This window comes from Pantoea sp. MBD-2R (assembly GCF_039134845.1).
Lineage (GTDB): Bacteria > Pseudomonadota > Gammaproteobacteria > Enterobacterales > Enterobacteriaceae > Erwinia.
Genome location: NZ_CP152417.1, coordinates 3,778,357 through 3,801,278 on the forward strand (window position 1 = coordinate 3,778,357; position 22,922 = coordinate 3,801,278).

Sequence of the window (22,922 nt, forward strand, 5' to 3'; positions counted from 1 at the left end):
GATTGCGTAATCAACACGCGTAAATCATGATTTCCAACCACCACCCAGCGCTTTATACAGTGTAATTTGCTGGTTTAACTGCCCTAACTGCGTGGTTATTAGCGATTGCTGCGCCGCATACAGTGAACGCTGCGCCACCAACACGTTCAAATAGTTATCCACGCCTTCCTGATAGCGGATATGGGCAAAGTCATAGTTTCGCTGGTTGGCCTGCTCATCCTGCTTACGCGCATTCAACTCGTCCTGATACGTATCCTGCCCGGCCAGCGCGTCGCCGACCTCTTTGAAGGCGGTCTGAATGGATTTCTCGTAGTCCGCGATTTCAATACGCTTTTGCAAATGAGCGACATCAAGATTAGCGGAGTTCACGCCGCCGTCAAAGATAGGGAGATTGATACTCGGTCCAAACGACCAGGCCGCCGTGCCGCCTTCCAGCAAATGCCCGAGACTGCTGGAGGTGGATCCGCCCGACGCGGTCAGGCTGATACTCGGGAAGAAGGCCGCACGGGCCGCACCGATATTGGCATTGGCCGCTTTCAGCGTGTGTTCAGCAGCAATAATATCCGGACGACGCGTTAGCAGATCGGACGGCAGTCCGGCTGGCGTAGCCGGGAAGTGCCAGTCCTTTTTCAGCCGCGCATTGGCCAGCATATCGGCAGGCAAATCGGTACCGACCAGCAGCGCCAGCGCGTTCACATCCTGTCGTACCTGGCGTGTGTAAGACGCCACATCAGCCTGCGCGGCACGCACCGACGTTTCCGCCTGCACCAGATCCTGCTCGCTGCTGACGCCGCCGTCCACGCTGCGTTTGGTCAGGTTGTAAGAATCCTGCTGGCTTTTTACCGTGCTCTGCGCCAGCGTCAGCAGCTCGTTATCCGCACATAATGAAAGATAAGCCGACGCGACTTCCGAAATCAGGCTGATCTGCGTCGCCCGCTGCGTGGCGGCGGTGGCGAGATAGCTCTCCAGCGCCTCATCGCGCAGGCTGCGCAGGCGACCAAAGAAGTCCAGCTCCCAGGCACTGACGCCCAGACTGGTGTTGAACTCGTGATAAGTTACCGGCCCGGTTGAGGCGGTGTTATACAGATTGCCCGGCAGATGAGCCGCCGTTTGCGAGCCGCTCAGGTCGATGGAAGGCAGCAGCGCTGCCCGGTCAATCTGTACCTGTGAACGCGCCACATCAACATTTAGCGCCGCGACCCGCAGGTCACGGTTATTCTCAAGCGCGCTGGCAATCAGCTTGTGCATCACCGGATCGGTGAAAAAGTTTTGCCAGCTGATGTCCGCGCCGTTGCCCGCTTTGTTTCCCTGCTGGTCATAATGCGCCGCTACCGGCAGCGCAGGACGCGCATATTTCGGTTCCATGGTACAGCCACTCAGCACCAGCATTACCGCCAGCGGCATTACAGCCAGTGAAAAAGTCTTACGCATTACTTAACCTCAGTGTGTGTTTTTTTGCCCGAAAAACGCTGCGCCACTACCACGTAGAACATCGGTACAAAGAAGATGGCCAGGAACGTGGCGGTGATCATTCCGCCGACAACGGCGGTACCAATTGAGTGCTGGCTTCCGGCACCTGCGCCGCTGGAAATCGTCAGCGGCATCACGCCCAGCACAAAGGCCATTGAGGTCATGATGATTGGCCGGATACGTAACCGGGCCGCCTCCAGCGCGGCTTCCACCAGCCCCTTCCCTTCCTTCTCATGCAGCTCTTTGGCAAATTCGACGATCAGAATGGCGTTTTTTGCCGCCAGCCCGACGGTGGTTAACAGGCCAACCTGGAAGAACACGTCGTTTTCCAGCCCGCGCATCAGTACCGCCAGAATCGTGCCGAGCACGCCCAGCGGCACCACCATGATCACCGAGAAAGGAATAGACCAGCTTTCGTACAGCGCGGCCAGACAGAGGAAGACCACCAGAATAGAAATGGTATACAGCGCAGGCGTTTGCGAGCCGGACGTCTGTTCTTCATAGGACATGCCATGCCACTGGACCTTGAAGCCCGGCGGCAGTTTGGCCGCAATTTCATTCACCGCTTTGACGGCATCGCCTGAACTGTAGCCGCTGGCTGGCGAGCCCATAATTTCTACCGCCGAAATGCCGTTGAAACGCTCATAGCGAGGCGAACCGTATTGCCACTCGCCGCTGCCAAAAGCGGAGAACGGCACCATGTCGCCGCTGGTATTACGGAAGTACCATTTGTTCAAATCCTCTGGCGTGACGCGTGAACCGGCGTTGCCCTGGATGTAGACCTTCTTCACGCGGCCGTTATAGATAAACTGGTTTACGTAGCTCGACCCCCAGGCGGTCGAAAGCGTGTCGTTGATATCTTCCAGGCTCAGACCCAGCGCGCGGGCGCGTTCATCATCAATGATCAGGTGATACTGCGGTTCGTCATCCATGCCGTTCGGTCGGGTTGCCATCAGGCGTTTATCCTGTGCCGCCATGCCGAGGAACTGGTTACGCGCCGCCATCAGCGCTTCGTGTCCCTTGTTGTTGGTATCCTGAAGATAGAAATCAAAACCGGTGGCGTTGCCCAGTTCCATTACCGCCGGCGGCACCAGCGCAAAGACTTTGGCCTCTTTTAGCGTAGCGAAGTGGGCCATGGTGCGGGCAGCCAGTTTCTGAACGGTTTGGTCGCTGTTACGCTGCGCCCATGGCTTGAGCAAGACGAACGACATGGCGGTGTTTTCGCCACGTCCGGAGAAACTGAATCCGTTTGGCGAGAAGACCGAACTGACTTCCGGTTCGTTTTTCAGCAGCCATGCCTGGATATCATCCAGCACCTGTTGCGTCCGCTCGGATGAGGCGTTGGCGGGCAGCGTGGTTTGCATCATCATCACTCCCTGATCTTCATCCGGCAGGAACGACGTGGGAACACGGGTGAACAGGTAGCCGGTAGCGACAATCAGCAGCAGATAGATCGCTAAAAACAGATTCCGCTTCGAGATCACCGCGCCAACGCTGTGGGTATAGTGCAGCGTACCCGCATCGAATTTGCGGTTGAACCAGCCCGCCATGCCGGTAGTTTTATGATCCGCCGAGCCGGGTTTCAGCAGCGTCGCACAGAGTGCGGGCGTGAAGATCAGCGCCATCAGTACCGACAACGCCATTGCGGAAACGATAGTGACAGAGAACTGGCGGTAGATAACGCCGGTCGATCCGCTGAAGAAGGCCATTGGCAGCAGCACCGCCGACAGCACCAGGGCAATACCAAACAGCGCGCCCTGAATTTGCTCCATCGATTTTATCGTTGCGGCCTTCGGATCTAACCCCTCGTCATGCATTACGCGCTCGACGTTTTCCACCACCACGATGGCATCATCCACCAACAGCCCTATTGCCAGCACCATGCCGAACATCGTCAGCGTGTTGATGGTGTAACCACAGGCGGAAAGAATGCCGAAGGTGCCCAACAGCACAACCGGAACAACCATGGTAGTAATTAGCGTGGCCCGCAGGTTTTGCAGGAACACCAGCATCACCAGAAAGACCAGTCCGATCGCTTCAAACAGCGTTTTCACCACTTCCTCAATCGACGCGCTAACGACCGGCCCGGTATCGTACGGGAAGGTGACTTCCACACCGTCCGGCAGCGAAGATTTCACCCCATCAACCGTGGCGCGTACGGCATTGATGGTGTCCAGCACGTTAGCGCCGCTTGCCAGACGCAGCGCCATACCGGCAGAAGGTTTGCCGTTATAGGTGGCGGAAATACTGTAATCCTGCGGGCCGAGATCGACTTTTGCCACGTCTTTCAGGCGCACCTGAGAACCATCTGCATTCACTTTCAGCAGGATGTTTTCAAATTGCGCAACGGACTGAAGTCGGGTTTTGCCGACAATCGTTGCGCTGAATTTTGCGCCGGGAATCGACGGCAAACCGGCCAGCTTGCCGCTGGAGATCTGCACGTTTTGCTGACTGATAGCCGTGGAAACATCGCTGGGGATCAGCTGATATTTGTAGAGTTTTCCCGGATCGAGCCAGATACGCATGCCGTATTCCGATCCCATCACCATAAAGTCGCCAACGCCTTTGGTGCGCGAAACCGGGTCTTCCAGTTTGGAAACCAGCAGGTCAGCGAGGTCGCCGTTGCTCATTTTCCCGTTGGTGGAGATCAGACTGACCACCAGCATAAAGTTGGCCTGATATTTCCGGACGTTGATGCCCTGTTCGGTCACTTCGCTGGGCAGCTGCGACTCCGCCAGCGAGACCTTGTTTTGTACCTGAACCTGCGCGGTATCGGGATCGGTACCCTGATTGAAGGTCACGATGATCGTTGCGCTGCCGTCGCTGTTGCTCTGCGATTCAATGTAGCGCAGGTTATCAATGCCGTTCAGCTGCTGCTCAATCACCTGTACCACGGTATTCTGCGCGGTTTCAGCACTGGCTCCCGGGTATGTCACCTGCACCGAAATCGCCGGCGGTGCAATATTGGGGTACTGGTTGATCGGTAGCTTGAGGATCGCCAGGCCGCCAACCAGCATCACGATGATCGCCACCACCCAGGCAAAGATGGGACGCTCAATAAAGAATTTAGACATCAGGTTTCCTCTACTGCGCTGAAGGGTCGGTGGTAGTCAGGTTGGCCTGCGGTGCCGCTTTCGCCGCGGCTTCCGTTGGGTTGACCTTGTTGCCCGAACGCACGTTTTGCAGCCCTTCCACCACGACGCGATCGCCGGATTTCAGGCCCGATGTCGCCAGCCATTTGCCGCTAATCATTTCACCCGTGGTAATGCTCTGCTGACTGATGGTGTTATCTGCCTTTACCACGAAGACGTAAGGCTTGCCTTTGGTGTCGTGCATCACCGCTTCCTGCGGTACAAGAATGCCGCTATCGGCAACCCCCTGTGGGAAGCTGGCGTGAACGAACATGCCTGGCAACAGCACGCGTTGTGGATTCGGGAAGGCCGCGCGCATCGTCACGCTACCGGTGCTCTGATCGACCGTCACCTCAGAGAATTCCAGCCTGCCTTCCTGCGCATAAGTCGAGCCATCTTCCATCGTCAGTTTGACCGCTGCGGCGTTTTCGCCGGTTGCCTTCAGCTTGCCTTCCGCCAGCGCACGACGCTGCCGCAGCAGATCCTGTGAGGATTCGCTGACGTCAACATAGATAGGATCAAGCTGCTGGATAGTGGTGAGATAGCTGGTTTGTCCGTTAGTAACCAGCGCGCCCTCGGTGGAGAGAGAACGTCCGATATGGCCGGAAATCGGCGCGCGAACGTTGGTGTAGTTAAGATTCACCCGTGCAGTTTCCAGATCGGCCTGCGCTTCGCGTGCGGCGGCAACGGCATCGTCATAGGTCTGCCCGCTAATCGCGTGTGCAGCTGCCAGTGGCTTGTAGCGTTTAGCCAGCTTATTCGCATTCGTCAGCGTCGCCTCGGCCTTGTCGTAAGCGGCCTGGTAACTGGCAGGATCGATTTGATACAGCGGATCGCCCGCTTTCACTTCGCCGCCTTCGGTAAACAGTCGTTTGAGAATGATACCGCTTACCTGCGGGCGGACTTCTGCCGTACGGACGGCGGTGGTCCGGCCGGGTAGTTGAGTGGATAGCGTTACCGGCTCGCTTTTCAGCGTCGCCACACCGACCGATGTAGGTTGATTGCTGGCCACCGGCGAGGAGCTCTGGTCACAGGCGGCCAGTAAAAAAATCAGGCTCGCTGGAAGGATCGTTAAGCGCATGGTGAATTCTCAATTAAATAAAATAGTAACGAGAGTGAATATTCTCAAAAAAGAGGATGATTATAGAAGCGCCGTCAGATTGACAGTGTTAAGTTTTTGCTAAATTAAATGTCGAAACGCTTCCGGTTTTTCTGGGGCTTTTTGCCAGCAGGAAAGTTGCCCCTGACAGCGCTACCAACACGGAAAGGGGCTGGCACCACCTGAGGAATGCGGTGTCAGGCGGTGATGCTATTACCCTACCCTTTCCGTCCGGAGAGGGTTGTAACTTTTGTGCAAAAAATCAGTTAAGAGTTGTGAGGATGTTCGGGCCGTTTTAACGGGCTAATCTGCAAGCCGCAGCACAATTATCGCAATCTTCCCCTTTGCTCTGACCTTTTTTTATTTTTAATCAATATTTCACTGGTCAGAAAAAATACGCTGGTCACTCTTTTAATCACCCAGGGAAGGGATGATGAGCTTCAGCCTGCCAGGACTTTATCTCTATTATCTGCCAAAAGATGACCTTGCGCCCGAAGAGTATGAGCGCATTATTTCCCCCATTTTTGCCTGGATGCACATCCGTGAAGAGTATGAATTTGACGACGCCCATGACAGGGGTTTCCGTCTGGTAAATATGCATAAGCGTCCCTGTAACCCTAATCCCCATCAGCCACGCCGCTATGGGCCGAGGGAGGAGGCACGCCTGAAAGCGATGGTTAAATCGGGTGAGGTGGTAATGCTGTCGCCATTTCACGGTCCCGCCACGCTTTTTTATATCGGCGACCAGGGGCAGCTGATTTGCCGCGATCCTTCCGCGTTTTCATTTTACGGCGCAAAGAACGTACTGCGCGCCTATGCGAATTCCGTCAGCCGCCGCGATTACCGACATTCCGGGGGAAAACCCCGCCCCACACGTATTGAGCGGCGACGGGCGACTGCGTTGGACGAGGTTGTCCCTGAGGCCCGGCAGCGGCCTGATCCTGAACAGCGTGCCCAGAGCGCCCACAAACTTCGGGAAATTACCCTGACCCTTGGCGTGTTTTTTGACGGCACCGGCAATAACGCCGTCAACACCGAGAACATGCTGGCAGCCTGCAACGGCGAGCATTTCAGCCTGAGTGATGCCGACGCGCACACCATTCTGGCCCAGGCGGCACAGGAGCAGATGGGGATATCCGGCGTCGGGGCAAACAGCTACACCAGCTATTACACTAATGTGTACTGGCTGAGCACGCTGTATAAAATCGATATCCCGGTAGAGACGGAAACGGCGCAGCATGCAATCTATATAGAAGGCATCGGTACCCGGGCAGGAAAACCGGACAGCGTGGTGGGGATGGGGCTGGGCATTGCCGATACCGGCGTGGTAGCAAAAACGGATGAGGCTGTGGCGAAACTGCCTACGGCAGTAAAGCAGGCCATCACTGACGTCCAGGATATTTTGAAAGATGTCCCCTTGCAGATCAAAAAACTACAGTTTGATATTTTCGGCTTCAGCCGGGGCGCTGCCGCCGCGCGGCATTTCGCCAACCGGATACAGTCAGAAGATGTTGCTATTGTCAGCGCTATTCGTGAGGGGTTGGATCGGGTGGAGTATCGGGGTGCTCCCGCCGGGAAAACGCGTTTTATCGGCCTGTTTGATACCGTGGCGGCCATCGGCACCGCAGTCAACGGTCTGAATCCCCACAGTGCCGACACCGGCAGCGTTAACCTTGGGCTGCGCCCCGGCGTGGCGGAGAAGGTGTTTCATCTGACGGCGCAGCACGAATGCCGCTTTAACTTTGCATTGAACAGCGTCCGGCCGGCCTGGCCAGAGCTGGCACTGCCCGGCGCGCACTCCGATATCGGTGGTAGTTATCTGCCGCTGGTCAGGGAAAACCTCTGGCTGACGCGTCCGCAGGCGGAAACGGTGTTGCTGAGCCTGCCGGGAGAACAGACCCGCGTGTTCCGTCAGGCCCTCAGCCAACTCGACGCGCTGGACATGTATCCTGCCATCGCACCGCTGGTGCATAATCGGGAAGTGATGGTAGAAGTCTGGCACGATGAAAGAATGCCGCAGGACCGCTACGGCAACTTTCAGAAACGCAGCTTTGCGGCGCTGTCGCTGCGTAACCGGCTGGTGAAAAACGACTGGTCGAAGGTGGCGCTGCGGGTGATGATCGATGCCGCTCAGGAGGCCGGAGTTGCATTTGATCCTATTCGTGAAACTCATCAGGAACTGCAACTACCCGCCGAACTTATACCGCTGTGTAATAAAGCCATCTCGATGGGCAAGGCCACCCGACAGGGGCAAAAACCGGGCAGCTTTAGCGCGGCAGAGAACGATCTGCTGGCTGACTATACGCACTGCTCCGCACACTGGAATGCACGGGTAACGAACCCGGCAGGTAATATTCAGGGAGGCGTATCGCTTTCGGAGACGCTCGGTTTTGCTCAACGCCCTGACCAACGGTGGTGCCGCACGGTTTATAATATGGAAGGAAAAAAACAGTGACAGCCAAACGTAGAACCTTACTGATACTGATACTGGCCCTGACCGGCTGTCAGGGGCCGCACAAGGCTCCCCCTTTTGCTAAAAGCGACTATAAGCTGCCGTATGGCAAATGGAAGTTTGCCTTCTTCACGCCGAATGCGCTGCCAGCCATGGTAACTCGGGTGGGAATTGTGGGCACCTCAGGGTACCTGTACCAGTTTTATACGCTGGACAGCACCCAAGGTAATCCCTACTCAGTAGGGACATGGAGCGAAAAGATCAGGCGCAGCTCAATCCATTTCAATCAGGCAAAATCTCCGCCGCAGTATATGGTGTTCTGCTGGGACTCACTCATTGATAAAAAGGTTTATGAGACGAGTATGTTTTTTCCGGAGTCGGTGTGGAGAAAGATGATCGCGCCCGCCTGGAATAAATATCGTCCGGAAGAGCCCGCCTGGTATGACACCATGCTGTTTGGGCTGGCCCCGGAAGGTAAGGTACGGGTCTGGTTACAGAACAGTGGCGGCGGGGATAATTACCCGGTACCGGTAATAAAACTGAAAACCGTCTCAGGAGATAAGCTGGACCTCTGCAGGAACGTCACTAAAAGTGATTTTTCCTCTGGCTACGACCAGGATATAAAAGAATTTATCAAAGGCAAAACTTACCCTTACGGCAGCTGGTCATGATCAACAGCGGAAAAAACCCTGACCTCCCGGCCAGGATTTAATCAGTAGACGTAATCAAAACGCGATATCCACACCACCACGGAACACCGATTCGTCGCCTTTATCCGCCACATGTTTATCCATGCGCAGGAACAGGCGGGCATCTTTGGCTTTGCCCACGTCCAGCCTCATCCCGTACCACTGGGAATCCTGGTCGAGCATCATGCCGGGGATAGCAAAACGCTCGCCTTCATCGCCCGTTCCCACCCAGCGGGCAGTGACGTCCATGGATGGATTGGTAAACGCGTGCTGATGTTCGCCATAAACCGACAGCATCGACCACCACTGACCCACCTCTAATAGCGGTGCGCTAAGGTTGAGCCCGCTCATCCCTACAGTACGGCTGTAACGGGCGCTGTCGCCTTCCAGACCCAATGCGCTGCCATCATCGTTAAAGCCGCCGGTATAGAGCTGGCTCAGCTTCATTCCGGCATAGGGCTCCAGCGTCAGGCGATCGTTCAGCGACCAGCGATAGCCCGTTTTGACCAGTGCCTGCCAGCTGTCGTTGCGCGTATCTGACGAGGTAGCCTGAATGCCATTGAGCAGCAGAACACGGTTAAGTTCCGTATCGCCATGCTGATAGCTCAGGTTGCCCTGCCAAATCCATTCTGGCGTCACGGCGTACTGACCGTAGAACATCACGCCCTGCAAGCTGTTGCTGCTGTTGCCGCCGCTGCCGTCATAGCTGGCTCTGATTTCGCTGTCCGTCACGGCAGCGCCCAGTCTCAGGCCGGTGACGTCGAAGTCGCTGTCAACGCCGATTGCGGTGGTATTAATACGATAGTGGCTTCCCAGATAGCCGTCCTGTTGCAGATCGCCATGCAGCGTGCCGGTTTCCGCCCACATGCCGTAAGGCTTCTGCTGTGCCGGATCGAGGCGGTTATTCAACAACTGGTTCTGATAATCAAGGCTGTTGAAAAGGATCGCATTACCGCTGGAATGCGCCTGACCGGAAAGCGAGTCCAGCGTGGCACCGGCTTCTGCGCTGCTGCCAATTTGTTGAAACGCAGCGGCGGCTGATAACAGCTCATCCTGTTGTGCCGATCGCGCTGTCTGAGTCGACAGGCTGTCCGCAACCCGTAGCGCCTGTTCAACGTTTGCGGCGCTTTTCAGGGTTGCCGCCCCGGTCAGCCCTGCCGCTTCTGCCGCCGTGACGGTATTCACGCGCTGGAAGCTACCGTTGACGCTGTTAGCGCTGTAATTCACCGAGCCGGTCAGGAATACGCCAGTATCTACGCTGGAAAACTGCCCGCTGATCCCCTGCGTGCTCTGCAACAGCGATTCGCTGGTTTGCACAATATAGGTGTCAGAAGGCAGATAGACCTGCAATGCGCCATTCAGCATGGCTGGCCCCGCAACCGTCAACGGCTGGGAGAGCGTGATCCGCAGCGTTCCGTCGGCACTCTGCTGATAGCTGCCAACAACATGCAGGCCACCGGCGGACGTGGTGACCACCGTTCCCTGGTTGCTCAGGTTGCCGCCAATAATACCTTTACCGGCCAACAGACCGCTGCCTGTAACCTGCACATCGCTGGCCACGGTTCCGTCAATATACAGGCTGTTGCTTTGCACTCGGGTAGACCCGGTGTAGGTATTGTTGCCGGTCAGCGTCAGTACGCCGCCCGCGTCGCTGTCACCGCTAACGATTAACCCACCGTCGCCGCTGATATCGTTAGCGAAGGTGTAACTGCCCCAGGTCAGCGCAGCGGTAAAATCAGCGCCGTAAAACATGCCCGGCCCCTTCAGCGCTTTATCGACATTGACATCCCCCCAGCCAAAGGTGTCGTTATAAGGACGTCCATTGGCCGTGTCCGCCGCCACGCCCGCTACGGCATCGGTGTGGTAAGTCGCCGTGGTTAACAGCGTTTGCTGGAGGTTGTAACCGGTCATCCACGGGAACTGTGCCGACACTCTTGATGCCACTCCGGCCACGCGCGGCGCGGCGAAAGAAGTGCCATATTCACGGGCCAGCGTTCCATCATCCTGTAGATAATCGGCATAACCCGGCGCCGCCAGACACCAGGCGGCAGCATCGCCACAGGCATCAAAAACCCACAGCTCAGGGGGACGACTGCCCTGCGCTACGGTATAGCCTGGAATATAGCCGGTGACGGCAATCAGCCCCTTTTGCAAGCTGGGATCGTTATAAATCAGCGGCACCTGCGCGTTCGGTGAAGGCGTGGACGTCCCGCCGTTACCGGTGACCACTACGCCAAGCGCGTTCGCCTGCACGATGCTGCTCAGGCTGTCACGCAGCAGATCGTAGCGCCCGCTGGTACGCGCGCTTTCCAGTGCTGCTGCGCTGGTCAGACGCTCGCTGGAGGCGTAGGACATATTGATAATTTTTACCCCGCTGTTCAGCAGGCCCGCGATCGCCTTCTGCGTATCGGAATAATAAAAAAGATTGTTGCTGGAAGCCTGGGCGATCCATAAATCACTGTCTGGCGCAACGCCTCCGGTATAGCTCCCACTGGCAATACCCGCCAGCGCCAGGGCAACCACGGTGCCGTGTCCGGCGCTTCCGCCATTATCATTCAGGGTCTGACTGCCGCCGGACAGGTAAGAAGTAAAATGTACGTTGTCGTAGTTGATATCCGACCGACCAGCTGCCAGCCCTGAGTCAACGATCCCGACTTTTACTTTGCCGTACGTCACCACGTTGGTTGTCGGCGTCGTTGCTACCGGTGTCGTTGTGGTTACTGGCGTTGTTGGGGCTGTTGGCGTGGTAGGTGTTGTGGGTGTTGGGGTAACAGTCTCGCTGTCGTTATTACTGCCACCGCCGCCACCGCCGCCGCCACAGCCGTTCAGCAGAAGCGTAGCGATTAAAACGGCCAGCAACGACAAAGGATGATTAAATGAATGTACAGGAACAGATTGATGAATTCGCACGATGATCCTCTTAAATCGCAATAGCGGAAAAACAGAGCCATCCATGCTTTGACAGATACAGTTTAGATCCCATTACGCGGGAAACAGATAAGATTAATTTAACAGTAGCGGATGTTTTCGATCGCGGGAACAGCCGCGGGTTTTTAGGGATGTTTAGCGGTTAAAGGTGGAATGGCGAGGTAAGAGGTTCAAAAAAAAACCCACGCGAGCCGTGGGTTTGGATAAACAGCTTGCTGTTGGTGAAGTCAGCCGCTATGCGTGGCATAAAGCGCATCTGGCGCAATATTCATATGCTTTAGTACCGGACCGATGATGTTGCCGAATACCGGTGCGGCTACCGACCCGCCGAAGTGATCGCCTGCGGTGGGATGGTTAATCATAATCACCAACGCGACCTGAGGGTTACTGGCTGGCGCGACGCCAGCGGTGTAGTTGATATAGCCGCCGTCATATTTACCGCTGGCACCCATTTTTTCCGCCGTACCGGTTTTAATCGCTAACCGATAGCCGGGCACCGCCGCACGCACGCCACTGCCGCCGGGCAACGCATCACTTTCCATCATATGTACTACCGAGCGCACGTTATCTTCGTCTGCCACGCGCGTTCCGATTACCGGAGGCGTCACTTTAGTGATGGAGAGCGGCCGGTAAACGCCGAATGAGCCAAGCGTGGCATATTCACGAGCAATCTGTAACGGCGTGACGCGCAAGCCGTAACCAAACGAGAACGTCGCGCGTTCAATGTCGGCCCAGCGCTCGCGGTGCAGCGGGAAGTAACCAACGCTTTCGCCCGTCAGCCCCAAACCGGTGGGTTTTCCGAGGCCAAAGGAGTGGAAAGTGTTCACCAGCACTTCTGCGGGCATCGCCAGAGCGATATGCGAGACGCCGATATCACTCGATTTTTGCAAAATACCGGTCATGGTCAGGCGCGGCCAGTGGCCTACGTCACGGATTAAATGCCCGTTAACGCGATACGGCGTGGTGTCCAGCACCGAATCCGGGCGAACCAGTTTACGGTTCAGCCCTTCCATGACCACCAGCGGCTTAACGGTGGATCCCGGTTCATAGCTGTCGTTGATTGCCGCATTACGCATCTGGGCAGGCGAAACGTTGACAAAGTTATTTGGGTTGTACGAAGGGTAAGAGGCCATCCCCAAAATTTCACCGGTATCGATTTTAACCAATACCGCCGCACCAGAGTCCGCTTTGTTCAGCAATACGCCGTCGCGGAGTTTGCTGTACATGGTGTACTGGTCGAATTTGTCGATGCTCAGCTGCACGGTCGGCGGCTGGCGAGGCGGCTCGTAATTGATCATCGCAATAATGTTGCCATGAGCATCCTGGCGGTATTTTTCTTCGCCCGGCGTGCCCTGCAATACTTTATCAAAGCCTTTTTCCAGCCCGTTCAGTCCGGTGTTGTCTGCGCCGACGATGCCGATCAGCGGCGCGGTCGCTTCACTCATGGGATAAAAGCGGCTGTCGTCGTAAACGGTAGAAATGCCGGCCAGATGCAGCTGAGAAATATCTTTCGCGATCCCCAGCTCAATTTTATGCCCCAGGTAGAGAAAGCGACGGTGAGGATTCGCATTGATCTGCTGAGCCAGCTGCTCAGGGCGCTGGTCGAGCGCGTTCGCCAGATATTCCCATTTTGCACTGGTGAAGTCGGGATGCGCTTCCAGTACCCGCTGGGGATCGGCAATGATGTCGCGCGAAGGCACGCTCAGCGCCAGCGCTTCGCCATTACGATCCAGCAACGTACCGCGATTGGTCGGTAGCGTAACGGTACGCAGTGAGCGTTCATCCGCCTGCTTTTCCAGCATCGGATGGTTGATAAGCTGTAAATCCCCTACCCATGCCAGCAGCAGCACCAGACAGCCAAATACCCCTAAGCAAATAAGACGAAAGCGAACAGGATGGAATGGCGTTTTTGCCTGGTCTTTGGCCAGTGATTTCTTTAAGCGGGGCATAGCTCTTCTATTAATGGCTGGAGGATAACTGTCGGGGAGTTATACAAAAAATGCGGTGATGATGACAGAGAAACTGTGTTTCAGATCGTGATTACTGGCGGTTTTATGACGGTCGACAAACCTGATGCAGATAATTAATTCAGAAAGTTAGCGGACAGCCGGAGATTGAGATAAAAAAAACCTGCGCATCTGCGCAGGTCGGTGAAACAAAGTAAAAACTTTTTGATGTTCACCCATCAATACCTCTGGGACTTAAACTGTAGCAATCTGACGAGGCGGCTCGCCAGCGCCTATTCGCAACAGTTACCCGCAAAATGTAACCAGCCATGTGATTAGACTACGGTTTTGCAACTTTTCAGGCTGGAGGCTAATTAGCTTTTGTCATCAGAAAATTTGCCTTTTAGCAAATTATCCAACTTTTGGTTGATGAGGCGCATTTGTTGCATATTGTGTTTTGCTGGACCCAGTGCACCAAACATATCGGCATGATCAATCATGGTAAGAATCATAAGCACGGGATCGACCAACCCCTGGCGTTCCTCAAATGAAATAACCAATAGCGGATCATTTTCTTCATCATCGTCCATGACTCGCGTGTGGTGCAGGCCAATGTAGAAAGAAACAAGCGTTCCATCACCTTTGATGTGGGACTCTTTTACCCAACCATATTGATGCTTTTCACCCTGAGAATAGACCCAGACTTCATGATTCTTTTCCCATAACTGCTGGAGATCATCGATATCCTGATAATATGAAAGCACGACCTCGCTATCAAAACCATACTCATTACTGATTGCCTGAAATAAGGCACTGGTTTCAACGTGCGCAATCCTTTTTCTTCTGGCCATGGTTTGTTCCTTCAAACCTGTGAGCGTCTTCCATGCTCATGACATCTTTAATGAACTGCGCGCGACGCTCATCATAGGAGCCGCCTGCAATCCGCACGGAGCCCGCTTTGCGAGCTTTGGTTAACATGTTTGAGAGATTCTCGGCATTGACTGGTGTACTTTTCATACATCCCCCTGTTCATTTATCCATCAAGCATATCACAGGGACAAAGAGTTAAAAGAGGCTAACTTTTTAGAAAACCTTTTTTATTTCTACCAGGCAGCTCATCGCGTTAGGCCCCTGCGTCAGAGAAGATGTGCCGATATCTAGCGTAAGGACGTTTGGGTTCCCTGCGCGATCGTAAGGCTGCCACGCTTTGCCAAAGCCAGGATCAAACCAGGCGCCGGTAGCAATCAGCACCACGCTCGGGCTGACGCCTTCGGTAAGCCGGACGCCTGCCCGCATGCGGCCTCGATCGTTACTGACGTCAATGACATCGCCATCGGCAATACCGCGCGGCTTAGCATCCTGCGGATGCATCCATAGCGTCTCGTGCCCTGCCGTTTTATTTGCCTGCACCGATGGCGTCGCATCCATCTGGCTGTGCAGACGGTCGCCGGGCTGGATAGAGATCATATGCAGCGGGAAGCGCTGGCTGATATCCGCACCAAGCCATTCAACGGGCGGCTGCCACTCCGGGTGCGGGGCAAAGTCGGCCAGCTGATAGCCTTTAATCGTTTCGCTAAACAGTTCGATTTTGCCGCTGGCGGTTTGGATCGGATTTGCTGCCGGATCCTGACGAAACGCCTCCATAAAGACATACGGCTTTTCCGGCTCGGGAATTTCTACGTAACCTTCTTTCCAGAAGCTGTCGAAATCAGGCCAGTGCAGGCCTTTGAGCTGATGCGCTGTCGCACACTGTTGATACAAATGCTCAATCCACTGTGCTTCATTGCGGTTTTCCGTAAAGACTTCGCGATAGCCCAGTCGGTCGGCAAGATCGGCAAAAATATCAAAATCATTACGTGCCTGGTGCTGAGGCTTAATTGCCTGATGCATGGCCAGCACGAAACGGTCGCGGGACGATCCGCCAATGTCGTTACGCTCCAGCGTCGTTGTCACCGGTAACACGATATCGGCCATCTGTGCGGCAGGCGTCCAGACAATGTCCTGAACGATAACCGTATCCGGACGCTGCCAGCCTTCTACCAGCCGGTTAAGCTGCTGATGGTGGTGGAACGGATTACCGCCAGCCCAGTGGATTAGATGAATATCAGGATAGGTGTGAGTTTGCCCCTGGAAGCTGTAGGGCGCGCCTGGATTAAGCAGCATATCGCTGATACGCGCCACCGGGATCGCCCGGTCGGCAACAGGATTCACCCCGGCAGACATCAGCGGTGCCGGGCCTTCAATACGCGGATTTCCTACGCTGTTCATCGAACCATGGCCGAACGAGAACCCTGCGCCCGGCAAACCAGGCTGACCCAGCATTGAGGAGAGCGCGATCATCATCCAGTAAGGCTGCTCGCCGCGATGCGCGCGCTGAACCGAATAGGAACAGGTCATAAAGCTGCGTTTGCCAATCAGCTGCTTCGCCAGCAGTTCAATCCGCGCTGCCGGAATGCCGGTAATGTCGCTGGCCCACTGCGGCGTTTTCGCGATGCCGTCAGTTTCGCCCAGCAGATAGCCGCGCAGCTGCGGATAGCCGGTGCAGTGAGAATGGAGGAAAGCGCGATCGGCCGCGCCAAGCCGCTCAACTTCAAACCCCAGCGCCAGCATCAGCGCCACGTCGGTATTTGGCCGGATCGGGATCCATTCGGCGTTAACAAATTCCGGGCAGTCATCCCGCATCGGGCTGATATTAATGACCGGCGTTCCCTTCGCGGCCAGTTCAAGCAGCGCAGGTTTCAGGCTGTGCTGGCCTGCCCCACCGGAAGCGACCTGTCCATTTTTCAGCGCCAGACCGCCAAAAGCGACAAACACTTCACAATGTTCCACCACGCTCGGCCAGTCGGTGACGCGTCCGGTTAGCGGCATATAGGTGCCGATAACATAAGGCAGGAAAAACTGTGCGGCCCCCCAGCTGTAATTTCCCAGCTGATCGATGCCGCCGCCGCCAGCAGAATAGAAGCGGCGAACCAGCGTACGCGCGTGGTTTACCCTTCCCGCCGAAGACCAGCCGTAAGAGCCGTTAAAAATCCCTTCCGCGCCATAACGATCGCGCACCCGGCGGTTTTCTTCCGCGACCAGATCCAGTGCAGTCTCCCAGTCCACCGCCACAAAATCTTCACGTCCACGCAGCGTACGGTCGCTTTTTTCTCGCGATTTAAGCCATGAGCGGCGCACCATCGGCTGCCGGATACGCTTGTCCGAATAGACCAGTTCAGGAATGCTGTTCAGCATTGGCGACGGATCGCGATCGGCGAAGAAAGGTTCACAGCGTAAGAGTTTGCCATCTTCAACAACGGCGGTGAAGGCGCCCCAATGGGCGAGGTGCGGCACTTTTTTTATGGTCATCGGACGATCCGGCAGGTGTTATTTTTTCTGGATCCTCAGATTACCATTTTTTACGCGTGATTTAGCAACTCCATCGGTGCTGACCTGAAAGCCCACGGTGTTATTAACGAGCTGTTCCTGTCGACAAGGGTTGTTTTCACCTGCTTTGCGACAGGGATGACATTCTGTGTGCTTGAAGTAGCAGGAAAATTCCGCAACACTTAAGCACAATGTAAACGATTACCCTTGAAGGCATTAGACCTATGGCCACCATTAAGGATGTTGCCAGGCTTTCTGGCGTTTCTGTCGCAACGGTCTCACGTGTTATCAATAACTCGCCGAAGGCCAGCGAGGCGTCACGACTGGCCGTTAACAGCGCAATGGAACAGCTACAGTATCATCCAAATGCCAATGCGCGTGCGCTGGCCCAGCAGTCTACGGAAACCATGGGGCTGGTTGTCGGTGATGTTTCCGATCCCTTTTTTGGCGCCATGGTGAAAGCCGTTGAACAGGTCGCCTATGAAACCGGCAACTTTTTACTGATTGGCAACGGCTACCATCAGGAGCAGAAAGAGCGTCAGGTTATTGAACAGCTCATTCGCCATCGCTGCGGCGCGCTGGTGGTGCATACCAAAAAAATCCCCGATGCCGATCTGGTGCCGCTCATGAAGCAGATCCCCGGCATGGTGCTGATTAACCGCCTGCTGCCCGGCTTTGAAAAACGCTGTATCGCGCTCGATGACCGCTACGGTGCCTGGCTGGCGACCCGCCATTTGATCCAGCAGGGCCATCAAAATATTGCCTTTATCTGTTCGACCCACCCGATTTCCGATGCGGAAGATCGCCTGCAAGGCTATTACGATGCGCTGCGGGAGCATAACCTGCCCTGTAACGATCGGCTGGTCGCCCTGGGCGAGCCGGATGAAATCGGCGGCGAGCAGGCGATGACCGAGCTGCTTGGACGCGGCAAACCTTTTACCGCTGTCGCCTGTTATAACGATTCGATGGCAGCTGGCGCACTGGCGGTATTGAGTGATAACGGCATCAACGTGCCGGAAGAGATGTCGCTGATTGGCTTTGATGATGTGCTGGTTTCGCGCTACGTGCGCCCCCGACTGACCACGGTACGCTACCCGATTGTCACCATGGCTCAGCAGGCCGCAGAATTGGCCCTGGCCCTGGCAAATAATCAGCCGCTGCCCGAGGTGACCAACATGTTCAGCCCGACGCTGGTACGTCGTCATTCCGTCGGCGCGCCCGGCCTGGTGCGGACAGAGTCGTAAAGCGCTGCCGCACCGGGTAAGCCGTTACATTTCCAGCGCCAGCAGTTCCTGCACGGTTTGCGCACGACGGATCTGACGCGGCTCGCCATTTTCAAACAGCACCTCCGGCAGCAGCGGCCGGCTGTTGTAGTTTGAAGACATCGATGCGCCATAAGCGCCGGTATCGTGGAATACCAGATAGTCGCCAGGTTTCACCTTTGGCAGCGCACGCGTTTCCACTTTTCCGCCTTCCAGCTGGGTAAAGACGTCGCCGGATTCGCACAGTGGCCCCGCCACCACGCAGTCTACGGTATCGTCGCCTTCCAACTCGCGCCCATCTCCCGCAATCGCAGAGATGTGATGGTAGCTGCCATACATTGCCGGACGCATCAGGTCGTTAAAACCTGCGTCAACCAGCACAAAATGACGGCTTCCCATGTTCTTGACGGCTCTTACCTGAGAAATTAGCACGCCCGATTCGGCAACAAGGAAACGGCCAGGTTCGATTTCCAGCTTCACCGCATGTCCCAGATGCCGTGCAATGCGCTGGCGAGCAGCATCCCACAGGCCAAAATAGTGTTCAGTATCAATAGATTCTTCGCCAAAGTGATATGGAATCGACAGGCCACCGCCGGCTGATATCGCCTCCAAATCCTGACCGAAGTTCACCACCAGATTGACCATCGCTTCGCAAACCTGCTGCAAATGCCCATAATCCACGCCCGAACCGATATGCATATGAATGCCTGCCAGCTTCAGCTGATAGCGCTGAATAGCTTCCAGCGCTAACGCCAGATCGCCATGCCAGATGCCGTGCTTGCTGTTTTCGCCGCCGGTATTGGTTTTTTGGCTGTGTCCGTGACCAAAACCTGGATTGACCCGCAGCCAGACCGAATGGCCGGCTGAAACCTGACCCAGCTGGTGCAGCATATCAACTGAACCCGCATTGACCGGGATTTGCAGTTCCGCCAGGCGAGCCAGTGTTGGCGTATCCAGCACGTCTGCGGTAAACACGATTTCATCTCCGCCAGGCTGGAAACCGGCCACCAGCGCGCGCTCAATCTCACCAAGGGACACTGAATCCACCTTTACGCCTGCCGCCTTCATCAGCCGCAGAATGTGAATATTTGAACAGGCTTTCTGCGCGAAACGCACCACGTCAAACTGCTGAAGCTGAGCGATGCGCTCGTTGATAACCGCCGCGTCGTAAGCCCAAACCGGGCCGCCATACTGCCGTGCTAAAGATAAAAGGTTGTCGCGGGTCAGCGCGGTTTCAGTGTTGTTAAGAGGCCGTGGCATGAAAATTCTCCTGAGATGAATAGCGCTATTACGCCACGGCGGAAAACGGATTGAAAATATCTGTTTTAGCGCAGTCTATTCATTCATGATATGGATAATCGTTTTTCGCCCTCAGGAACTATTATGGCTGGCATCACGCTGCGACATATTGAGATCTTTCATGCGGTAATCGCCACCGGTAATCTGACCGAAGCCGCTGCAATGCTGCAAACGTCGCAGCCAACCGTCAGCCGCGAGCTGGCTCGCTTCGAAAAGCTGGCGGGCCTGAAGCTGTTCGATCGGGTGCGTGGCCGCCTGCAACCTACCGTTCAGGGCCTGCATCTTTTTGAAGAGGTGCAGCGTTCGTGGTATGGCCTGGACAGGATCATCAGTGCGGCGGAAGGACTACGGCAGTTCAAACAGGGTGAACTCTCCGTTGCCTGCCTGCCGGTATTTTCACAGTCGCTGCTGCCGTTACTCTGCCAGCCTTTTTTACAGCACTACCCGGACGTCAGCCTGAATATTATTCCTCAGGAATCCCCCCTGCTGGAGGAGTGGCTGTCGGCGCAGCGCTACGATTTAGGGTTAATCGAAACCAGCCATACCCCAGCGGGCACTGAGCGTACCGAGCTGTTTACCGGAAATGAAGTTTGCGTTCTTCCGCAGGATCATCACCTGGCTGAAAAAACCAGCCTGACGCCACAGGATTTTGCCGGACAAAACTATATCAGCCTGTCGCGCACCGACAGCTACCGGCAACTGCTGGATCAGCTGTTCAATGAACATGGCGTTCAACGCAGAATGGTCATGGAAACGCACAGCGCGGCGTCGGTTTGCGCCATGGTCAGAGCGGGCGTCGGCGTGTCGATCGTTAATCCGCTCACCGCGCTGGATTATGCCAGCAGCGGCGTGGTAATCCGCCGCTTCAGCATTGATGTGCCTTTTACCGTGAGTTTGATCCGCCCACGGCATCGCCCTTCTTCCGCGCTGGTTGAGGCATTCAGCACGCATTTGCAGCAGCACATCAGCCTGTTCAACCAGCGCCTTCAGACGTTATTACATTAAGCGCGAGCGGGTTGAGGTTTGCCGCCAGCGCGACGGAAAGTTAGCAGGCAGACAAGCAAACCGGCCACCGCCAGCACCGCGGCAGCAACCGGCACGGAAGTCAGGCCATAGCCGCCGGCAATCACCGCGCCGCCAGCCCAGGCACCAAAGGCATTACCAATGTTAAACGCGGAGATATTAAGCGTGGAAACCAGGTTCGGCGCATCTTTGCCGTGACGAACCACGTTGATCTGCAAGCCGGGCACGGTAGCAAAAGTGGCCATCGCCCAGAGGAAAAGCGTCACCTCCGCCAGCCACAGCGCATGGCTGGTCCAGCTGAAAAGCAGCGAAAACACCGCAATCAGCGAAAAGCTGAGGATCAGGCTGAAAGAGACTTTCCAGTCCGCCAGTTTCCCGCCCAGAATATTGCCGACCGTCAGTCCGCCGCCAATCAGGAACAGCGTCCAGCTCACACCCTTATCGCTCATGCCCGTTACCTGTAGTAGTAGCGGTGCGATATAGCTGAACAGCGCAAACATCGCGGCGGCAAAGAAAACCGTCATCAGCAGTGACAGCCAGAGCTTGCCGTTTGCCAGCGCACCGATTTCGCTTGCCAGGTTCACCGGCTTCTCGTCACGATTGGTGGGCAGGCTGACAATTAAAGCAATAAAGGCGAGCACGCCAATCACCGCCACCCCCCAGAAAGTGGCACGCCAGCCAAACAGCTGCCCAAACCAGGTGCCGAGCGGCACGCCCAGCACGTTAGCCAACGTTAAACCGGTAAACATCAGCGCCACCGCAGAGGCCTGCTTGCCTGGTGCAACCAGACTTGCCGCGACCACGGAACCAATGCCGAAAAAGGCACCGTGACACAGCGCGGTGATTATCCTGGCTATCATTAACAGGTTGTAGCTGTAAGCCAGCGCACAAAGCAGGTTGCCGATAATAAAAATGGACATCAGCAGAATCAACGTGCGTTTGCGCGGCAGTTTTGCCGTGAGTAATGCCATGATCGGCGCGCCGATTGCCACGCCAAGCGCATAGCCGCTGATTAACCAGCCAGCTGAGGGAATCGAGACCCGCAGGTCGCCTGCCACCTGGGGCAACAGGCCCATAATGACAAACTCTGTGGTACCGATAGCGAACGCGCTTAACGCCAACGCCAGTAAAGAAACAGGCATTTCTCACTCTCCAAAAAAAACGATCGTTCTCCCAGCGCTAAAATGCCCCAGGATCGATCAAGGTTGGTAAAGTATTACAAATGGTAAATTTTGATTCAGATCACAAATATTATTAAATCACAGTTGCTCAATAACTTACAGTACAAGGCTGGCAAAGCACTATTGCGAAAAAAGCAATAAACTCGCCGAAAATTGCACTTAACTCTGCAAAAATCGCCATTACCCTGATTTGTCTGCACTCTCCCTCCTCCCACGCCTGGCTATACTTGATTTTATTTTACGCACTTTTGTGACGCTTATGGTTAAGTATCAGGCGATACGGGTCGCGATATATTACGGAAAATTATCAATTATCTGATAATCAAGAAACCTGTTGTCATGTTAAATACATAAAGTTTCATACGTGTTAGCCGATACCTCGATGAAGGATTCAACGGGCGTTAATTGTGCTGTGCCTGATCGATTCATTACCGAGGAGTAAAGATGCGACTTGCTATCTGTCTGCTGGCCCTGCTGGTTTCCGGATGCTCAGTAGGAAAATATGAGTACAGCAGCGAAGCGGAAAAACGTGTTGATATGACAGTGACCGGTATCCCGACCGTACTGGGCGTGGGGACTTTAGGCACCACGATCCCACTGACTTCGCAATACAGCCTGACGGCGGCTCACGTCGCAAAATATTCACTTTATCGCGTTAAATCCTGGCACCCCGAGTGCGATTTAGCGGTGGTGTACCATAACAACGGCAATATCCCTGCCCCGCAGTTTCGCAACGGCCATATGGGGGACAAGATCAACCTGTATGGCTACAGCTTTATTTCAGCGATGCCGGTGGCGTCAAGCGGCACCAACCTGGTTAATACCGGGCTGAATAACGGCTACAACAAACTGAGCTGCGTGGTGGTGGCTTCTGACGCTGGCGTGGTTAAAGGCATGTCGGGCGGCGCGGTTTATAACGCTTCGGATGATTCGATAGGCGGCGTGATTGTAGGCTATTCCAGCCGTATCAACGACATCAAAACGGGCAAGACATTGTACAAGAACGTGTCGCTCTACGTTCCCTATGCTCGCTTTAAAGACTGGCTGAATGAGGCGATAAAATCATAGTCGTCAAA

At 55.3% G+C, this 22,922-nt stretch carries 15 protein-coding genes; 5 read left to right on the forward strand and 10 right to left on the reverse strand.

All coding sequences use genetic code 11. The annotated features are described in order from the left end of the window. Positions 1–24 precede the first annotated feature (24 nt). From AAGQ96_RS17305 to AAGQ96_RS17315, 3 genes are read right to left on the reverse strand one after another with little or no spacing between them, the layout of a single operon-like run. Positions 25–1,431, reverse strand: a complete 1,407-nt coding sequence (locus AAGQ96_RS17305) for an efflux transporter outer membrane subunit (RefSeq protein ID WP_147199645.1) — start codon at positions 1,429–1,431, stop codon at positions 25–27. Further along, entirely contained in the window at positions 1,431–4,544 is a 3,114-nt protein-coding gene (locus AAGQ96_RS17310) for an efflux RND transporter permease subunit (protein WP_342754146.1), read from the reverse strand. Before AAGQ96_RS17310 ends, AAGQ96_RS17305 begins: the two co-directional genes overlap by 1 nt. A gap of 10 nt (positions 4,545–4,554) precedes the next feature. Beyond that, entirely contained in the window at positions 4,555–5,682 is a 1,128-nt protein-coding gene (locus AAGQ96_RS17315) for an efflux RND transporter periplasmic adaptor subunit (protein WP_147199647.1), read from the reverse strand. A 448-nt stretch (positions 5,683–6,130) separates the two neighbouring features. Here AAGQ96_RS17315 and AAGQ96_RS17320 point away from each other — a divergent pair, with 448 nt between their 5' ends. After that, positions 6,131–8,155: a DUF2235 domain-containing protein gene (locus tag AAGQ96_RS17320; RefSeq protein ID WP_342754148.1), complete on the forward strand. Its 2,025-nt coding sequence runs from the start codon at positions 6,131–6,133 to the stop codon at positions 8,153–8,155. Next, on the forward strand, positions 8,152–8,823 hold the full coding sequence (locus AAGQ96_RS17325; RefSeq protein ID WP_342754149.1) for a DUF2931 family protein: 672 nt from the start codon (positions 8,152–8,154) through the stop codon (positions 8,821–8,823). Before AAGQ96_RS17320 ends, AAGQ96_RS17325 begins: the two co-directional genes overlap by 4 nt. 54 nt (positions 8,824–8,877) lie before the next feature. Here the strand turns inward: AAGQ96_RS17325 and AAGQ96_RS17330 are convergent, their stop codons facing one another. The 5 genes from AAGQ96_RS17330 to AAGQ96_RS17350 form a co-directional block, all read right to left on the reverse strand. After that, a complete protein-coding gene (locus tag AAGQ96_RS17330) occupies positions 8,878–11,751 on the reverse strand; it encodes an autotransporter domain-containing protein (RefSeq protein ID WP_342754150.1) in 2,874 nt (957 codons plus the stop codon). A gap of 245 nt (positions 11,752–11,996) precedes the next feature. After that, complete coding sequence (locus tag AAGQ96_RS17335; protein ID WP_342754151.1) at positions 11,997–13,718, reverse strand: penicillin-binding transpeptidase domain-containing protein; 1,722 nt, start codon at positions 13,716–13,718, stop codon at positions 11,997–11,999. A gap of 371 nt (positions 13,719–14,089) precedes the next feature. Beyond that, on the reverse strand, positions 14,090–14,566 hold the full coding sequence (locus AAGQ96_RS17340) for a hypothetical protein (RefSeq protein ID WP_342754152.1): 477 nt from the start codon (positions 14,564–14,566) through the stop codon (positions 14,090–14,092). Next, positions 14,535–14,732 carry a hypothetical protein gene (locus AAGQ96_RS17345; RefSeq protein WP_147199651.1) on the reverse strand — a complete coding sequence of 66 codons (198 nt, stop codon included), beginning with the start codon at positions 14,730–14,732 and terminating at the stop codon, positions 14,535–14,537. The genes AAGQ96_RS17340 and AAGQ96_RS17345 overlap by 32 nt, the downstream gene beginning before the upstream one ends. A gap of 66 nt (positions 14,733–14,798) precedes the next feature. Further along, positions 14,799–17,063 carry a molybdopterin guanine dinucleotide-containing S/N-oxide reductase gene (locus AAGQ96_RS17350; protein ID WP_342754154.1) on the reverse strand — a complete coding sequence of 755 codons (2,265 nt, stop codon included), beginning with the start codon at positions 17,061–17,063 and terminating at the stop codon, positions 14,799–14,801. A gap of 242 nt (positions 17,064–17,305) precedes the next feature. Here AAGQ96_RS17350 and galR point away from each other — a divergent pair, with 242 nt between their 5' ends. After that, on the forward strand, positions 17,306–18,325 hold the full coding sequence (gene galR / locus AAGQ96_RS17355) for an HTH-type transcriptional regulator GalR (protein WP_147199653.1): 1,020 nt from the start codon (positions 17,306–17,308) through the stop codon (positions 18,323–18,325). A 24-nt stretch (positions 18,326–18,349) separates the two neighbouring features. Here galR and lysA read toward each other — a convergent pair whose 3' ends face one another. After that, complete coding sequence (gene lysA / locus AAGQ96_RS17360; protein WP_342754155.1) at positions 18,350–19,603, reverse strand: diaminopimelate decarboxylase; 1,254 nt, start codon at positions 19,601–19,603, stop codon at positions 18,350–18,352. A 123-nt stretch (positions 19,604–19,726) separates the two neighbouring features. On the opposite strand from lysA, the gene AAGQ96_RS17365 reads away from it, so the two are divergent. Continuing rightward, the gene (locus AAGQ96_RS17365; RefSeq protein WP_342754156.1) at positions 19,727–20,647 is read left to right on the forward strand and encodes a LysR family transcriptional regulator; all 921 of its coding nucleotides are present in this window, start codon (positions 19,727–19,729) and stop codon (positions 20,645–20,647) included. Here AAGQ96_RS17365 and AAGQ96_RS17370 read toward each other — a convergent pair. Continuing rightward, on the reverse strand, positions 20,644–21,807 hold the full coding sequence (locus tag AAGQ96_RS17370; RefSeq protein ID WP_342754157.1) for an MFS transporter: 1,164 nt from the start codon (positions 21,805–21,807) through the stop codon (positions 20,644–20,646). The genes AAGQ96_RS17365 and AAGQ96_RS17370 overlap by 4 nt on opposite strands. A 483-nt stretch (positions 21,808–22,290) precedes the next feature. On the opposite strand from AAGQ96_RS17370, the gene AAGQ96_RS17375 reads away from it, so the two are divergent. Beyond that, positions 22,291–22,914 carry a serine protease gene (locus AAGQ96_RS17375; protein ID WP_147199657.1) on the forward strand — a complete coding sequence of 208 codons (624 nt, stop codon included), beginning with the start codon at positions 22,291–22,293 and terminating at the stop codon, positions 22,912–22,914. Positions 22,915–22,922: the final 8 nt, after the last annotated feature.

Coding starts and splice junctions, on each gene's coding strand:
- AAGQ96_RS17310 (WP_342754146.1), bottom strand. CDS start 4,544: ATGTCTAAATTCTTTATTGAGCGTCCCATCTTTGCCTGGGTGGTGGCG.
- AAGQ96_RS17315 (WP_147199647.1), bottom strand. CDS start 5,682: ATGCGCTTAACGATCCTTCCAGCGAGCCTGATTTTTTTACTGGCCGCC.
- AAGQ96_RS17320 (WP_342754148.1), top strand. CDS start 6,131: ATGATGAGCTTCAGCCTGCCAGGACTTTATCTCTATTATCTGCCAAAA.
- AAGQ96_RS17365 (WP_342754156.1), top strand. CDS start 19,727: ATGGCTGGCATCACGCTGCGACATATTGAGATCTTTCATGCGGTAATC.
- AAGQ96_RS17345 (WP_147199651.1), bottom strand. CDS start 14,732: ATGAAAAGTACACCAGTCAATGCCGAGAATCTCTCAAACATGTTAACC.
- AAGQ96_RS17305 (WP_147199645.1), bottom strand. CDS start 1,431: ATGCGTAAGACTTTTTCACTGGCTGTAATGCCGCTGGCGGTAATGCTG.
- AAGQ96_RS17375 (WP_147199657.1), top strand. CDS start 22,291: ATGCGACTTGCTATCTGTCTGCTGGCCCTGCTGGTTTCCGGATGCTCA.
- galR (WP_147199653.1), top strand. CDS start 17,306: ATGGCCACCATTAAGGATGTTGCCAGGCTTTCTGGCGTTTCTGTCGCA.
- lysA (WP_342754155.1), bottom strand. CDS start 19,603: ATGCCACGGCCTCTTAACAACACTGAAACCGCGCTGACCCGCGACAAC.
- AAGQ96_RS17340 (WP_342754152.1), bottom strand. CDS start 14,566: ATGGCCAGAAGAAAAAGGATTGCGCACGTTGAAACCAGTGCCTTATTT.
- AAGQ96_RS17350 (WP_342754154.1), bottom strand. CDS start 17,063: ATGACCATAAAAAAAGTGCCGCACCTCGCCCATTGGGGCGCCTTCACC.
- AAGQ96_RS17335 (WP_342754151.1), bottom strand. CDS start 13,718: ATGCCCCGCTTAAAGAAATCACTGGCCAAAGACCAGGCAAAAACGCCA.
- AAGQ96_RS17370 (WP_342754157.1), bottom strand. CDS start 21,807: ATGCCTGTTTCTTTACTGGCGTTGGCGTTAAGCGCGTTCGCTATCGGT.